We start from the raw sequence: 15,695 nt of genomic DNA, 5'->3' as shown, positions 1-15,695 counted from the left end.
CGGGCAGGACGGGTGGGGCGGCGGTGGCGGATGCGGCTGACGCGGCCGGATTGTGCGGGGCGGTCGGGGCGGGGGTGTCCGGAGCAGGCGGGGCGGCGGTGGCGGAGGTGTCCGGAACGGGCACGACGGGTGGGGCGGACGGGGCAGTTCTGCGCGGGGCGGCGGTGGCGGACGCGGCCGTTCCGGACGGGGTGGACGCGCCCGGGCGGGGGCGCCGCGGTGCTCGGGCGGACTCCGCGAGTCCGCGAATTCCGGTTGCGCTGTCCGTCCCCGCCGGGTAGGAGCAATACCCCAGGTCAAGGCGTACGGTCGCGCGCGGCACCGGACCCGCCGCGCCACTCGGCGAGCGCGGAGCCGCCTGCCGTCGCCCCAGGTCGTCGTCGATCCCTTCACCGAACCACCGAGGACAATGAACCCGTGCGGTATCTGATACTCGGCGCCACCGAGGCGCGCGACAGCCAGGAGCGTCCGCTTCGGCTCGGCGGCGCCCGGCTCCGCGCGCTGCTGACCGCGCTCGCCCTGCACTCCGCACGCTCCGCGCCGGTCCCGGTCGAAGTGCTCATCGACGAGGTCTGGGCGGACCAGCCGCCGCAGGACGCGCCCGCGGCCCTGCAAGCCCTGGTGGGACGGTTGCGCCGGGTGATCGGCAGGGACGCGGTGGCCTCGGCCCCCGGCGGCTACCGCCTCGTGACCACACGCGACGACGTCGACCTGTTCCGCTTCGAGCGACTGGTGGCCGACGGGCGGCGCGCCCTGGACACCGGTGACGCCGCGTCCGCCGCCGGAACCCTCCGCGACGCTCTCGACCTCTGGCGCGGACCGGCCTTCGCCGACCTGCCCGACCGTGCGTCCGCGGCCGCCCGCCCGGAAGCACTCCGGCTCACCGCCCTGCACCGGCGTATCGAAGCGGACCTCGCGCTGGGCCGGGCCGTGGAGGTGATCCCGGAGCTGCGCGGGCTCGTCGTCGACCATCCGCTGGACGAGCCGTTCCACGCCCAGCTGATCCGCGCGCTGAGTGCCGCGGGCCGCGCCGCCGACGCCCTCGCCGCGTACGAGGACGCCCGCCGGGGCATCGCGCGGCGACTGGGCACCCGGCCCGGCACCGAACTCACCCGGCTGCACGGGCAGCTGCTGCGCGGGGAGCGTCCGGCCCACGCCCACGCGCCGGGGTCCGCGCCGGCGGCGCCACCTGACGGGGCGCCGACCGCCGGCGTGCCTACCGCGGTGGTGCCGTCCGGTGCCGTGCCGGCTCCCGGCGTGCCGTCCGCGGGCGCGTCATGGACGGGACGGTCACCGGCGGATACGTCACCGGCGGATACGTCACCGGTGGAGGGTGCGCCGGCGGAGGCGCCGCCGGCCGTGCGACGGTCCGACGCGCCGTGGCCGGACCCGGCGCCGGAGGGGTCCGCGGAGGGGCGCACGGAGGGCGCCGCACCGAACGGCTCCTCCCCGGCCGGTGCGGTGGCGGGACCGCACCCCGCTGCGGCGGCCTCCCCGACCGGGGTGCCGCCCACCGGGGTGCCGCCCACCGGGGCGTCGCCCACCGGGACACCGCCGACCGGAGCCCGTCCGGCCGGGGTGCCGGCCGCCGGGCCGCCGCGCGCCGGCACCGCGCCGCCGCGGGCCGTATCGCCGACGGGGCCGCCCGGCGCCGCCGCACCGGGCAACCTCCGGCCGCGCCTCACCAGCTTCGTCGGGCGGCACGACGAGGTCGGCCAACTCCGCGACGGGTTGCGCGAGGCCCGCCTGATCACCCTCACCGGACCCGGTGGATCGGGGAAGACCCGGCTCTCCGAGGAGACCGCGGCCACCGTGGCGGGCCGCTACCCCGATGGCGTCTGGGTGGCCGAGCTCGCCCCGCTCGACGACCCGCGCGCCGTCCCGGGCACCGTGCTGAGCGCCGTCGGCCGACGGGACACCACGCTGCTCGGAGCGGGCTTCGACGGCCGTACCAGTGGGCCGGACGGGGCCGACCCCACCGCCCGCCTCCTCGAACACTGCGCCCACCGCCGGCTGCTGCTCCTCCTCGACAACTGCGAACACGTCATCGACGCCGCCGCGCGACTCGCCGAGACGCTGCTGGCCCACTGCCCCGGGGTGACCGTGCTCGCCACCAGCCGCGAACCCCTCGGGGTCCCGGGGGAGACGGTGCGCCCGGTGGAACCCCTCCTGCCGGTTCCCGCCCACCAGCTCTTCGCGGAGCGGGCCGCCGCCGTCCGGCCCGGGTTCGCGACGGACCACGACCCGCGGACCGCGGCGGCCGTGGCGGAGATCTGCCGCCGGCTGGACGGCCTGCCGCTCGCCATCGAGCTGGCCGCCGCCCGGCTGCGGCTGCTCACCCCCCGGCAGATCGCCGACCGGCTGGACGACCGCTTCCGGCTGCTGACCAGCGGCAGCCGCACCGTGCTCCCCAGACAGCAGACCCTGCGCGCGGTCGTCGACTGGTCCTGGGACCTGCTCGACGAGCGGGAGCGGACCGTGCTGCGGCGGGCGTCCGTCTTCGTCGGCGGCTGGGACCTGGCCGCGGCGGAAGCGGTCTGCGCGGACGCCCCGGACCCGCGCCGGGACGCAGCCCCCCACTCGCCCACCGGCCCCGGCGCCGACCCGGGCCCTGCCCAGGGCCGGGGCCAAGTCCCCGGCCCGGACCGGGCTCTGAACACCGCCACGGACCGGGCTCTGAACACCGCCACGGACCACCGGGGCATGGGCACCATCGCGGACCGCGACCCGGGCCCGGAAGCGGGCGTGCGCCGGGGCGCGGAGCACGGCGCGGCCCCCGGCCCCGGGGAACCGGGCGCCGCCGACGACCCGGACGGCACGCCGCGGACGCCCATCGGCCACGCCGACGTCCTCGACCTGCTCGGCGCGCTCGTCGACAAGTCCCTGCTGGTGGCCGAACACCCGCAGCCGCGGGGAGGCGGGGGCGAGCCGGGCGGGATGCGCTACCGGATGCTGGAGACCATCCACGAGTACGCCACCGAGCGGGCCGCCGAGACCGCGACCACCCGGCGCGACCACGCCACGGCGGTCCGCCGCCACCTGGCGTACTTCGAGGAGTTCGCCCGCACCGCCGAGCCCCGGCTGCGGTCGGCGGAACAACTCCCCTGGCTGCGCCGGGTCGAGACCGAACTGGACAACGTCCGCGCCGCGCTGCACCGCTCCCTCCTGGCCGGTGACGCGAGGAGCGCGCTGACCCTGGTCTTCGGCATGGGCTGGTTCTGGTGGCTGCGCAACTACCGCGACGAGGGCGCGAACTGGATCACCCGGCTGCTGCGCCTCATCGCGCCGCAGGTCGCGCCGAAGACGCCGGTGTCCACCGGGCCGCCGGCCGACCGCCCGGCCACCGGCGGCTGGGACGCCATGGACGTCATCGACCTCCAGCTCCTCCTCTACTTCCTGATCGCCGACCAGCGGACCGAGGCGGAGCTGCGAAGCCCGCGGAGCGTGACCGTCGCCCAGGACATCCGGGACGCCTACCGGCACGCGCCGGGACCGCGCGCCGCCCGGTTCCCAGGCATCCTGTGGCCGTTCACCGCCTACCTCACCGACGGCCACACGGGCGTACTGCCGCTGCTGGACGAGGCCGTGGCCAACTGCCGTGTCCACGGGGACGAGTGGGCGCTCGCCGTGTGCCTGATGTTCCGGACCCACCTGGCCATCGACATGCCGGGCGGGGTGCTGCGGGCCGAAGACCACTGGCCGGAACTGCGCGAACTGGGGCGACGGACCGGCGACCGCTGGATGCTGGCCCAGGTGCACGGCGCCAACGGCGAGATGTCCATGGCCTACGGGCGGTACGAGGAAGCGCGGGCCTCGTACGAGGAGGCGGTGCGCCTCGCCCGCGAGCTCGGCGCGTACACCGAGACGCCCTTCCTGATCACCCGGCTCGCCGACCTCGCCTACCAGTGCCTGGAGACGGAGTCCGCGCTGCGGCTCCTGGAACGGTCCGAGACCGAGGCGGAACGCTACGGCGTGCACGACGCGATGACCTTCAACCGGCTGCTCCGGGCCTTCATCGGGGTGCGGTCCGGCGATGTGGTGGCGGCCCGGGCGCTCTACGAGGAGGCGAGGCAGGCGTCGGTGCGCAGCACCCCGCCCCCGCAGGTGTGGGCGGCGCTGAGCGGACTGGACGCCTGGATCACCGCGGCCGCCGGCGACCTCCCGGAGGCGCTGCGCAAGGCCCGCGACGCCCTGCGGGAGGGGGCCGAGCTGCACTGCACCGAGTCACTGGTGGCGCACCAGGCGATGATCGCGGCGTCGGTCCTCGCCGGCCTCGGCGAGCATGTGCGGGTCGCCCGGCTGCTCGGCGCGGCCGACGCGTGGCGGCAGGGCCTGCCCCCGACTCCGGTCCAGGCGGAGCAGATCGCCGAGATCGAGCGGCTGGGGCGTGCGGCACTGGGTGAGGACCGGTTCCAGGAGTACCGGGCGGCGGCGGCCGGGCTGAGCAGCGAACAGTGCGTGGCCCTGCTGGACGAGGTGCTGGCCGCCTTCTGAAGCCGCCGCCCTTCCCGCCGTCGGCGGCCCCTCCCGTTCGCCGGCCGCCGGTTCCGGCCGTTCGCCGCCGTTGCCGCCCGTCGGTCGTCGGCTCCGCCCCGTCGGGCGGTGCCGGCCGGGCCCGGCCGCTTACGGGCCCGTCCGTCCATCGCCGGTATCGCCCGTCCGGCCGTTCGCCGCTGGTACCGCTCCTCCGTCCGCTGCCGGTGCCGCCGGCCGGGCGTCGGTCCCGTCCCCGGCCACGGCGGCCGCCGTGCCCGCTAGGAGCAGCTGATGCTCGCCTGCGCCCAGTCCGCCAGCGCCCGCCGCTTCGCCGGCCCGTGCCGCTCGACGACCAGCCGGACCGTCTCGCGACCGGACAACGCCACCCGCACCGGCTCCGCCGGGTCGCCCGCGTGGATCGGCCCGGAACGCCACAGCAGCACCCCGTCCGCGTAGACGGCGAACCGGGCCGCCTCGGGCCTCGGCGTCAGGTCGTCGACGCCCACGGACGCCTCGTAGGCGGTGCACGCGCGATGGAGATCGATGGTGACGGACGACGGCTCCGCTACGGACACGCCGTGCCCGTAGGCGGAGCCGCCGATGGACAACCCGAGACGCTGCCACATCCAGCTGCTCTCGCTCCCGCGCACCTCCGGTCCGGTGCCGTCACCGGCCCCGTCGTAGGGGAGGGCGCTGAGCCGGTAGACGGCCGGCGCGGAGGTCGGGGAGGGGGTCGGACCCGGGGTGGGGTCGGCCGTCGGCTCGGGGCGGGACGGCGTGGGTGTGGGCGTCGGCCGGGGCGTGGTGGGCTCCGGAGCCGGAGCAGGAGACGGGGGAGCCGGCTTCGTGGGGCGCGGCGCCGGCGTCCGCGACGCGGCGGGCGACGGGCCCGGACCCGGCTCCGGACCGTTTCCCGGGGTGGACTTCGGAGCCGGTTCCGGCTTCCGCTCCGGACGCCCGGGCCCGGGTGTGGGAGTGGGCTCGGGCTGTGCGGGGGAGGCCGGGGCGGCCGACGGGGCGGCCCGCGTGGCCCCGGCGGGCCGGTCACCGCCCCCCGCGGTCAGAGCCAGCGCCGTCGCGGCGGCCGCCACCACCAGACCCGCGGCGATCCCCACCTTCACCGGGGCACCGAGCCCCTCGGCCACCGCTCCCGCCCCGCTCCCCGCGCTCGCTCCCGCCCCGGCGGTGGCTCCCGCCCCGGCTCCCGCGCCACCGGAGACGGCGGCCGCGCCCGCGCCCACCGCGGCGGCCCCGGCCACTCCCGCCCCGACCCCGGCCGCCTTGAGCGCGTACCCCGCGGCGAACCAGCCGATGACCGCGACCGGCAGCACGGCACGCAACCGCGCGTTGACGTCCGCGACCTCCAGCGCCGCCGTCCGGCACTTCACGCAGTGCTCCAGGTGCCGGCGCAGCCCCAGCTCGGCCCGGCTGCGCAGTCCGCCCCGCGCATACGCGCCCAGTCGGTCCGCGTAGCGCGCGCAGTCGCCGCCCTCGGTCAGCGCGGTGCTGACATGGGCCTGCAGATACGCCTGCTTGAGCTTCTCCCGCGCCCGGTGCGCCAGCACCGCCGTGGCGTTGTCGGAGAGCCCGAGCAGCGGGGCGACCTCGCGCGGTGACTCCTCCTCCACCGTGGTGTGCCAGAGCACCGTCTGGTAGCGCTCCGGCAGGCTGCGGAACGCCCGCACCGCCAGGGACTGCTCGGCATGGTGCATCGCCCGGACCTCCGCACCAGCGTCCTGGGTCCGGGCCCCGGCCGCCGGGCGGGCGGCCTCGGCCGCGAAGGCGGCGAAGTCCTCGACCAGCTGCTCCCGCCTGGCCGTCCTGCCCCACGCCGCGGCCACCCGTCGCACGGTGGTGAGCAGATACGCGCGCACCGCCGACTCGGGGCCGGCGCCACGGCGCACCGCCTGCAGTGTGCGGGCGAACACCTCCGCGGTCAGATCGTCGGCGGTGTCGGCGTCCCGGCAGCAGCTCCGGGCGTACCGGCGTACCGCGTCCGCGTGCCGCCGGTACAGCTCCTCGTAGGCGTGGTCCTCGCCGGCGCGCAACCGTGCCAGCAACTCGGCGTCCGAGCTGCCGGTACCGAGGTCGTTGCCGGTGTCGGTGTCGGTGTCGGTGTCGGTGTCGGTGTCGGTGCCGACGCCGTTGCGGTTGCGGTTGCGGTTGCCGATGTCGGCACTGTTGCCGTTGCCGATGTCGGGGTTGCCCGGTGCCCGGCCGGGGGCCGCACTGCCGGCCCCGGTGGGGACGCCGCCGCGGCCCCGCTGCGGTGGCACGCTCGGCGCCACCCCGGTGGGCCCGGCGGAGGGCGACGGGGCCGGCCGGCCGCCTGCGGATCCGGCGGGGCGAGGACGGCCCTGCTCGGGCACCTGCCGGGCGCCGTCCAGCCCCGTTCGATCGGACCCGTCCCCGGTGGGGTGTCCTCCGCTGTTCCGCGGCTCTTCCTGCCCGTCACTGCCCATAACGGAAGCCCCCGAACCGACCGACGCACTCGAACACCGGGTCAGAGTGCCACAGCCGCCGGCGGGCGCCGCCAGGCCCGGGGGTCAACCACCCGTCCGGGGGGTGTCGGCATCGAACACGGTCGGCCTTCACCCGTTCGGGGGCTTCTCCTCGAATCCTCGGTGGCACGCACCCGACCGGCGGTGCGGGTGCGGCGACCACGACGCCGCCGCACCCGTCGGTCCCTCGCCGGGCCGGCGCCCCGGTCGACCTCGCGACGGCGGCGGTCCCACGCCGAGCCGGCTCGACCGGGCGCCATCAGGAGGGGCGCCCAGGGAGTGGCCGCCCGTGCGCCCAGGAGACGCCGGCCGGAGCGCGGGCGTCCGTCGGCGGTGCGCGCTCCGCCGACGGCCCGGCCGCTTCACCGGCGCGGCCCACCGCGCGACTCACTGGTGCGGTTCACCGGCGCGGTGAGCCCGCGGGCGCGGGGTCCGTCGTGCGGAGTCAGCCGCGCGGGCGCAGCCCGTCCAGCAGGATGTCCAGCAGCCGGGCCGAGGCGGCCGCCTGCTGAGCCGCGTCGGGCAGCGACGGCGCGGCCGTCGCTATCACCAGCAGCACATCGGCGACGGTCACGTCGGAGCGCAGCTCCCCGGCCTCCCGCGCCCGCTCGACCAGCCGGCCGACGACCTCCAGCAGCGCTGCCACACCCGTGTCGTCCCGCCCGTCGAGCGCCGCCGCCGGGCGCTGCTCGACCAGCCGCAGCTCCGGCTGGAGGGCGGCCCCCGGCTGCCGCTGGTGCGGTACCCGGGCGGCCTCCTCCTCGATCTCCGGCTCCACGCCCACCCGGAGCACCTGCGGCGGCAGGAGGCGGCCGGCCCCGGACGCCACCGACGTGCGCAGGAAGCGGGCCAGCGCCGACCACGGCTCGTTCTCCTGGCCCAGTGCGGCCCGGGCCTGCTCGGTGAGCCGGGCGGTCTCCTCCTCGGCTATGCGGCGCACCAGCACGTCCTTGCTGGGAAAACGCCGGTAGACGGTGCCCACGCCGACCCGGGCCCGCCGGGCCACGTCCTCCATCGGCGCGCCGTAACCCAGCTCGCCGAAGACCTCACGCGCCGCGCGTAGAACGTGCTCGAGATTCCGCTGGGCATCCACCCGCAGCGGTGTATTGCGACCGGTCACGCCGTCCGATGACGCGACAGCGGCAGCCGACCATTGAGAGCCCTGAATGTGCATATGTGATCCCCCGGTAATGACGCGTCTCCCCCCGGAGACTCCCCGCCCTGACCTGATCGGGGCAGTCTCGACCCCGACTACGTATGAACATAGTTGAGCCCAGGTCAAGAAAGAAGGGGGTAGTTCCGCATGGTCCGCACCCCGATCGGAGTACCGGCCCGACCCCTCCCGTTTCGCTACCCCCGAGGGGCACCGCCCCGAGGTGCTGACCTGCACGCATTCGATAACCGCCGGCGAATCCCGGGCGAGGCGCCGCCCGCCGCCGCCGGTCACACAATTCGTCGGGCCTGTGGACAAACTCCGGTCGCGGGTGCGTCATGGGAGAGTGAAGGAACCTGCGCGCATTCTCGTTGTCGGTGGCGGCTACGTCGGGATGTACACCGCGCTGCTCCTCCAGCGGAAGCTGAGGCGCGGCGAGGCACAGGTCGTCGTGGTCGACCCCGAGCCGTACATGACCTACCAACCGTTCCTGCCCGAAGCCGCGGCCGGGTCCATCTCGCCCCGCCATGTCGTGGTGCCGCTCCGCCGCACCCTGCCCAAATGCCAGGTGGTCATCGGTGAAGTCACCACAATCGACCACGCCAAGCGGACCGCCCGCGTCAAGACCCTCGCGGCGCAGGAAGAGGGCATCGGCGCGATCGAGATCCACTACGACGAACTCGTGCTGGCGCCGGGCTCGGTATCCCGCACCCTGCCGGTTCCGGGGCTGGCCGACTTCGGCATCGGATTCAAGACCGTCGAGGAGGCCATCGGACTGCGCAACCACGTGCTGGAGCAACTCGACATCGCGTCCTCCACCCGCGATCCCGCGGTCCGGGACGCCGCGCTCACCTTCGTATTCGTCGGAGGCGGATACGCCGGTGTGGAGGCCCTCGCCGAGCTGGAGGACATGGCCCGTTACGCGGTGCGCTACTACCACAACATCGAACCCGGCGACCTGAAATGGATTCTGGTGGAGGCGACCGGCCGGATCCTGCCCGAGGTCGGCGAGGAGATGGGCCGGTACGCGGTGCGCGAGCTGCGCGGCCGCAATATCGACGTGCGGCTGGAAACCCGCCTGGAATCGTGCGAGGACCGGGTCGCGGTGCTGAGCGACGGTTCCCGCTTCCCCACCCGCACCCTGGTGTGGACCGCGGGCGTGAAGCCGCACCCGATCCTGGCCGCGACCGACCTGCCGACGAACGAGCGGGGCCGGCTGACCTGCACCGCCGATCTGCGCGTCGACGGGGCCGAGCACGCCTGGGCGGCCGGTGACGCCGCCGCCGTCCCCGACCTCACCGCGGACGAACCGGGCAAGGAGTGCGCCCCCAACGCCCAGCACGCGGTCCGGCAGGCCAAAGTGCTGGCCGAGAACCTCCTCGCCTCGCTGCGCGGCCGACCGCTCAGGAACTACGAGCACGCCTACGTCGGCTCGGTGGCCTCGCTCGGCCTGCACAAGGGCGTCGCGCACGTCTACGGACGCAAGCTCAAGGGCTACCCGGCCTGGTTCATGCACCGGGCCTACCACCTGAGCCGGGTGCCGACGTTCAACCGCAAGGCGCGGGTGCTGGCCGAGTGGACACTCGCCGGCCTCTTCAAACGCGAGATCGTCTCCCTCGGGTCGCTGGAGAACCCGCGGGCCGAGTTCGAACTCGCCGCGGGCACCGGCCGCCACCCCGAAGCGAGTTGACCCGGGCGGGCCGGTGCCGCCCCCGGTGGCGGACAGCGTGGCACCGGGCCCGCCACCCGGAGCCGGGAACTCCCGCGATGCGACCGGCGTCTGACGGATGTCAGCCCCTTCGGCCACACTGTCCGTGTGACCATGGGTGGGCCCCGAGCCACCATGAGTGACAACCTGTACGGAGTGACAACGGCGAGGACCAGGACGTTTTGCCGCATCTTCCCGGGGGCCGCCCCCCGCACCCGCAGATCTGTCCGCAGCGGAGCCACTGACCATCACCGCAGCCGCTGACGCGGCGTGGCCACCCGACGGGCCGCCCCGAAACGACACGCGAGGCACACCTCAGTGAACTTCACGCGCTGGAGCGCTCGGCTCCCCGGAACACAGCGACGCGCCGCCGCGCGGACCGACCGCAGCGGCGGTTCCGTGCCGGCTGCCCGCGGCGAGCGCACCGACCCCGGGCGGCACGCCGGGGCGGGCCCCGCCGACCGGTCCGGAGCCGCGGACGGCGGCGAGGAGGCCGGTGACCACCCCGCCCCGACGCTGAACGGGCTGTCCGTCCACGACGTCCTCGGCCAGGTGCCGGCCCTGGTGGCCGTGGTGTACGGGCCCGAGCACCGCATCGCCTACGCCAACGACGCGTACACCGCGCTCTTCGGCCGGCCGGCACCGGGCGCCCCGGCCCGCGAGGCCCTTCCCGAGCTGACCGAGCTCGGGCTGCTGCCCCTGATGGACCAGGTACTGCGCAGCGGCAGACCCCGCACGGTCAAGTCGTGCCGGGTGCCCGGTGACGGATTCCCGCTCCGCCATCCCGACACCACCGCGGCCGCTCCCGGCGAGGCGGGAACCGGCACGGCCGCTGCCGCCACGAGTGATGCCGCCGCGGCCGGCCCCGCCCCGGCTTCCGCCGGCTCCGGCACCGCGGCCGCTCCCACCGGCACCGGCCCCTGCCCGGTGGGTGCCGGACACCCGGGCGCCGGACACCCCGGCGCCGGGCACGCGCTGCCGGAGCGCACCGAGCCCGGCCGGGACAGCACCGGCACCCCGGCCGCGTCGCCCCCGGCTCCGGAGGCGACGGCCCCGGCAGCTCACCCGACGGCCGCCGGTCCGGCCGCCGGATCCGAGTGCTCCTCCGCCCCTGCCGCGACCGTCCCGCCCGGGACCGGGGCACCCCGTGGCACCGAGCCCGACGAGGGCGCCGCGGCACCGCTCGACGCCGGTACCGCCGCCGGTCCGGGGTCCGCGGAGACGGACCCGGGGACCTCCGGCCCGGTGGCTGCCGACCCGGGCCGGGCCGCCCCCGACACCCCCGGTGGCCCCGCGTCCGGCGGCGTCACACCCGGTGCCGTGGCCGAGGCCGGCGCCGGCGCCGCGATCCTCGACCAAGCCGCCGCCACCGCCTCCGACGCCCTGCCCTTCGCGGCCCTCCGGGGCGGCGCGGCCGGCGCCGACGACGGCCACCCGCCCGAGGACCCGCACGCCGCCCACGCCGCGGCGCTGACGGTCTCCGCCGTGCCGGGCGGGGGCAGCGGCACCGGCAGCGCATCGGTGACGGCCCGGGTGCCCCGCCACACGCCGGGCGGCCGCGACACCTACTACACCTTCACCTGCACCCCGATCGACGTGCCGGTCCCGGCCTTCGGCGCGCCGGACGGGGCCGCCCCGCGGGGCCCCGGCTCCGGAACGGAACACACCGGCGCGCCCACGGACGGCGCCCCGGTGCGGCAGCACCCCGTCTCCTGCCCGGGCGTGCTCGTCTTCGGCGCCGAGGTGACCGACCAGGTCGAGGCGGCCGAGCGGCTGCGGGCCAGCGAGCGCCGACAGCGGGAAGCCGCGGTCACCCTCCAGCGAAGCCTGCTGCCGCAGGAACTGGAGCAGCCCGACGACCTCCGCATCGCGGCGACCTACCGGCCCGGCGGGAAGGACGCGGCGGTGGGCGGCGACTGGTACGACGTGATCACCCTGGGCGCCGGCCGCACCGCGCTGGTCATCGGCGACGTCATGGGCCGCGGCGTGCGCGCCGCCGCCGTCATGGGCCAGCTGCGCACCGCGGTGCGCGCCTACGCCCGCCTCGACCTGCCCCCGCACGAGGTACTGCAACTCCTCGACGGCCTCGCCGCCGAGATCGACGCCAGCCAGATCGCCACCTGCGTCTACGCGGTGCACGACCCGAACGAGGGCCGCCTGATCTACGCCTCGGCCGGGCACCTCCCCATCCTGGTGCGCGACCCGGACGGTACGGTGCGCCGCGCCGCCGACCCCACCGGGCCACCACTGGGCACCGGCGGCTGGCTGCACGCCTCCGGCTCGGTACCGCTCGGACCCGGCTCCAGCGCCGTCCTCTACACCGACGGGCTGGTGGAACGGCGTGACAAGGACATCGACGACGGGGTGGCCGCCCTGGAGGAGGCGTTCGCGGGGGCCACCGGCTCGCCCCAGGTCATGTGCGACCGCCTCATCAGGACCCTGGGCATCTCCGCCGACCACGACGACGACGTGGCGGTGCTGGTGCTGCAGCACCCCGCCCGCACCGGCCATGACGCCGAGCTCTTCCACAACGCCGCGCTGGAGCTACTCGGCGGTGTCGAGGCGGCACCCCGCGCCCGTGCCTTCGCCTCCGGTGTCCTGGCCAGCTGGCGGTTCCCCACCGAACTGCGCGACCTCGGCGTACTCGCGGCGAGCGAACTCGTCGCGAACTCGCTGCAGCACGGCACCCCGCCGATGCGGCTCCGGCTCCGGCGCACCAACCGCCGGCTGATCATCGAGGTGACGGACGGCGACGACCACCTGCCCCGCCGGCGCCGGGCGGAGCCCGGTGACGAAACCGGCCGTGGCATCTCGATCATCGCGACCATCGCCTCGTCCTGGGGCTCCCGGCGCACTCCGGGCGGAGGCAAGGCCGTGTGGTGCGAGTTCGCCCTTCCCGCCGGCTGAGAACCCGGCCGGCCGACCCGGCTGACCAGCCCTGCTGACCAGCTCGGCCGACGGGCAGCCGGCCGGTGGGCGGCCGACCGACAGCCGTCAGCCCGGTGGGAGCACAGCCGGTGGCCGCCCGGCCGATGCCAGCCGACGGGCATCCGATCCACGGCGGACCGGCAGGACCCCGGCTACGGGACCGACGACGGCGAGCCGACGGGAAGCCCGCCGGCGTCGCGACGACGGCGGGCCGATGGCGAGCCGGCCGGCGTTGCGACGATGGGGAGCCGATGGCGAGCCGGCCGGCGTTGCGACGATGGGGAGCCGATGGGGAGCCGGCCGGCGGAGCGAAACGAGAGTGAGCCTGACGGGAGGCCGACTGGTGGAGTGACGTCGGTGGGCCGACGGGGAGCCCGCGCGGAAGCGATCCGGCAGGGCAGGGTGCCGGCGGGAACGGCCGACGGTGAGCCGACGGAGGAGAAGCCGTGGAGCGCAAAGCCCTCTGCCCCCAGCCGGCGGGCCGAACAGAAGCAGGGTGCGCGGCGCACCTTCCGGCGCGGCGCACTTTCCGGCGCGGCGCACTTTCCGGCGCGGCGCGCCTCCCGCCCCTGCTGCGACCCCGCCTCCGCGTTCGCCTCACGCCGCGGTGGCGACCTGCTCCGTCGTGGCCGTTCGCTGGGCCGGCACCGGCGTCGGCAGCGCGCGGGCCGGGTTGTCCTGGGCGAGTGTCAGCCGTCGACCCATCCGCAGCGCGAGCACCGATATACCGAGCGAGCAGACGACGAGCATCGCTATGTACGGAACATAGAGCCCGGCCCCGGCCAGCAGACCGCCCACCGCCGGGCCGACCGCCAGGGCCAGCTGCTTCACCAGGGCGAAGGCCGAGTTGTACTGGCCGATCAGCCGTGACGGAGCCAGGTCGGCGACCAGCGGAGCCACGGTCGGCGACAGCATCGCCTCACCGATCCCGAACAGCGCGTACGTCGAGATGATGGCGGCGGTGGCGACCGCGTGGCTGCCGTGCACCAGTCCGGAGACGGCGGCCACCAGCCATGCCACCGTCCATATCAGTCCCACCAGGGCGATGACCCGGCTACGGCGACGCCCCTCGACCAGCTTGAGCACCACGAACTGGGTCAGCACGATGGCCGCGGTGTTCGCCGCGAGAGCCACGCCCAGGGTGGCCGGCGAAATCCGGGTGACCTCGACGGCGAACGCCGCCAATCCGGATTCGAACTGTCCGTAGCAGGCGAAGAACATCACGAAGCCCAGCACGCACAGCTGCACCATCGCACGGTCACGCAGCACGGCCCGGGACCCGTCCGGCACTCCCTCGTCCGTCGGCACCTCGTCCGTCACCTTGGGAACCTTGGGCAGCCGCACCGACGCGACCGTGGCGGCGAGCACCAGGAACATGACGGCCTCGATGGCGAAGAGCCGCACGAAGCTCGACGGGTGCTCGGGGTCCACCAGCAGGCCACCGAAGAGGCCACCAATGCCCAGACCCAGGTTGTTGAGGAAGAACTGCATGGCGAAGGCCCGGGACCGGGTCCGGGTCGTCGAGCTCCAGACGATCATCGTCGCCAGCGCCGGCTGGATGACCGCGAACCCGGCGCCCAGCAGACCCGCCGCGCCGATGACCGGGGGAGCGGTGTCCACCAGGCCGAGCACCAGGGCGCCGATGGCGGCGGCGATCGCACCCGCTATGACCACCGGCAGCGGACCACGCCGGTCGATCACCCGACCGGTGAAGGGCAGCACGACGAGAGCGGCCACCGCCAGCGCCGCGAGCGCCACGCCCGCGGTGCCGGCCCCGAGATCCCGCACCTGTGCCACATAGATGAACAGGAACGGGACGGTGAAGCCGTTGCCGAACGCGCTCAGCGCGTTACCCAGCTGGATCCGGCGCAGCGCGGCGCCCATCGCGGTGGTCACACTCACCTACCTAGGTCGAGGAGGAGTCAAAGAGCCAAAGAGTCGAAGCCTGAAGACTTCAACGCTAAAGTTAGAACCTAAAGACTACAGTGTCAAGGACTTCGAACTCGATGAGTCACGTGCGATACTTCGCGGCATGCCTGAGACCCCCGATCCGGCCGACGCGCCGGTCGAGCCGACCCTGCAGGAGCAGATCGAGGCCTACCAGCGCGAGTTCCAGGGACTGGACCCGCAGGTGGAGCACGTCGTCTCCGCACTTCAGCGGCTCAATCGCCGGATGAACGTGGCCTATGGGCGCCAGACCGCGGCGCTCGGCATGAGCAACGCCGAGTGGGAGGTCCTCAAGGCGCTGGTGCTGTCCGGCGAGCCGTACCGGCTCGGCCCGGGGGACCTGGCCAAGCGCCTCGGGCTCACGCCGGCGGCGATGACCCACCGCATCGACCGCATGGCCGGCGACGGCCTGGTGACCCGGGAGCGCGACGAGAACAACCGGGTCCGGGTCATCGTGGAGCTGACCCACGAGGGCCGGGAGAAGTGGCTGGAGGCGATGCGCATGGCCACCGTGTTCGAGGGCGAACTGCTGCAGGACCTCTCCGCCGAGGAGCGCGGGATGCTCGGCGAGGTGCTGACGCGGCTGCTGCGCCGAGTGGAGGAGACCCAGCCGGACGCGGAAGGCCGCCTCAGCGACCTCGACTGAGGGCGTTGACATCGGGGCGGGCGATGCGTAGTGTTCTCCGAGTTGCCACGGGGCCGTAACGGTTCTGCGGGCAGCGCCTCGAGCCGCACCGGCGGCAAACCACTACTGCACGGCCCTCAATCGGGAACGACTTCGGCATGCCGAATTCCGGAACGAAAAGCTCGATTAGGAGCTCACGAGGAAATCCGCTAAAGTAGTGATCACGCCGGAAGGCGCGAAACAAACCCCCTCCAACGGGGACCGGAAATGAAATCCGAACCGGGAACGGAACGGAAAACGGATCTGGTAAGGTTGGAAACACCGAAGGGAAGCGCCCGGAGGAAAGCCCGAGAGGGT

At 75.1% G+C, this 15,695-nt stretch carries 7 protein-coding genes; 4 read left to right on the top strand and 3 right to left on the bottom strand.

The features are described 5' to 3' along the window. The first annotated feature begins 417 nt into the window (after positions 1–417). The gene (locus tag ACH4B3_RS12420) at positions 418–4,494 is read left to right on the top strand and encodes an AfsR/SARP family transcriptional regulator (RefSeq protein WP_398462769.1); all 4,077 of its coding nucleotides are present in this window, start codon (positions 418–420) and stop codon (positions 4,492–4,494) included. A 260-nt stretch (positions 4,495–4,754) separates the two neighbouring features. Here ACH4B3_RS12420 and ACH4B3_RS12415 read toward each other — a convergent pair whose 3' ends face one another. Together ACH4B3_RS12415 and ACH4B3_RS12410 are read right to left on the bottom strand one after the other, a co-directional pair. Then, positions 4,755–6,938: a sigma-70 family RNA polymerase sigma factor gene (locus tag ACH4B3_RS12415; protein WP_398462768.1), complete on the bottom strand. Its 2,184-nt coding sequence runs from the start codon at positions 6,936–6,938 to the stop codon at positions 4,755–4,757. A 484-nt stretch (positions 6,939–7,422) separates the two neighbouring features. Continuing rightward, positions 7,423–8,151 carry a TetR/AcrR family transcriptional regulator gene (locus ACH4B3_RS12410; RefSeq protein WP_398462767.1) on the bottom strand — a complete coding sequence of 243 codons (729 nt, stop codon included), beginning with the start codon at positions 8,149–8,151 and terminating at the stop codon, positions 7,423–7,425. A 325-nt stretch (positions 8,152–8,476) separates the two neighbouring features. On the opposite strand from ACH4B3_RS12410, the gene ACH4B3_RS12405 reads away from it, so the two are divergent. Next, positions 8,477–9,820 (top strand): NAD(P)/FAD-dependent oxidoreductase, encoded by a 1,344-nt coding sequence (locus ACH4B3_RS12405; RefSeq protein ID WP_398462766.1) that lies wholly within the window; start codon positions 8,477–8,479, stop codon positions 9,818–9,820. 1,263 nt (positions 9,821–11,083) lie between these two features. After that, complete coding sequence (locus tag ACH4B3_RS12400; protein WP_398463160.1) at positions 11,084–12,745, top strand: SpoIIE family protein phosphatase; 1,662 nt, start codon at positions 11,084–11,086, stop codon at positions 12,743–12,745. 618 nt (positions 12,746–13,363) lie between these two features. Here ACH4B3_RS12400 and ACH4B3_RS12395 read toward each other — a convergent pair. After that, on the bottom strand, positions 13,364–14,662 hold the full coding sequence (locus tag ACH4B3_RS12395) for an MFS transporter (protein ID WP_398462765.1): 1,299 nt from the start codon (positions 14,660–14,662) through the stop codon (positions 13,364–13,366). A gap of 136 nt (positions 14,663–14,798) precedes the next feature. Between ACH4B3_RS12395 and ACH4B3_RS12390 the strand changes: the two genes are divergently transcribed. Next, complete coding sequence (locus ACH4B3_RS12390) at positions 14,799–15,359, top strand: MarR family winged helix-turn-helix transcriptional regulator (protein WP_398462764.1); 561 nt, start codon at positions 14,799–14,801, stop codon at positions 15,357–15,359. Positions 15,360–15,695: the final 336 nt, after the last annotated feature.

Origin of the sequence: Streptomyces sp. NPDC018031, assembly GCF_044327625.1 — a bacterium.
Taxonomy (GTDB): domain Bacteria; phylum Actinomycetota; class Actinomycetes; order Streptomycetales; family Streptomycetaceae; genus Streptomyces.
Note: the sequence above shows the minus strand (reverse complement) of the source record. Positions and strands in the feature narration are given on the sequence as shown.

Bases quoted from the DNA above. Each gene is read 5' to 3' on its own strand.
- ACH4B3_RS12390 (WP_398462764.1), top strand. From the start codon at position 14,799: ATGCCTGAGACCCCCGATCCGGCCGACGCGCCGGTCGAGCCGACCCTG.
- ACH4B3_RS12415 (WP_398462768.1), bottom strand. From the start codon at position 6,938: ATGGGCAGTGACGGGCAGGAAGAGCCGCGGAACAGCGGAGGACACCCC.
- ACH4B3_RS12410 (WP_398462767.1), bottom strand. From the start codon at position 8,151: ATGCACATTCAGGGCTCTCAATGGTCGGCTGCCGCTGTCGCGTCATCG.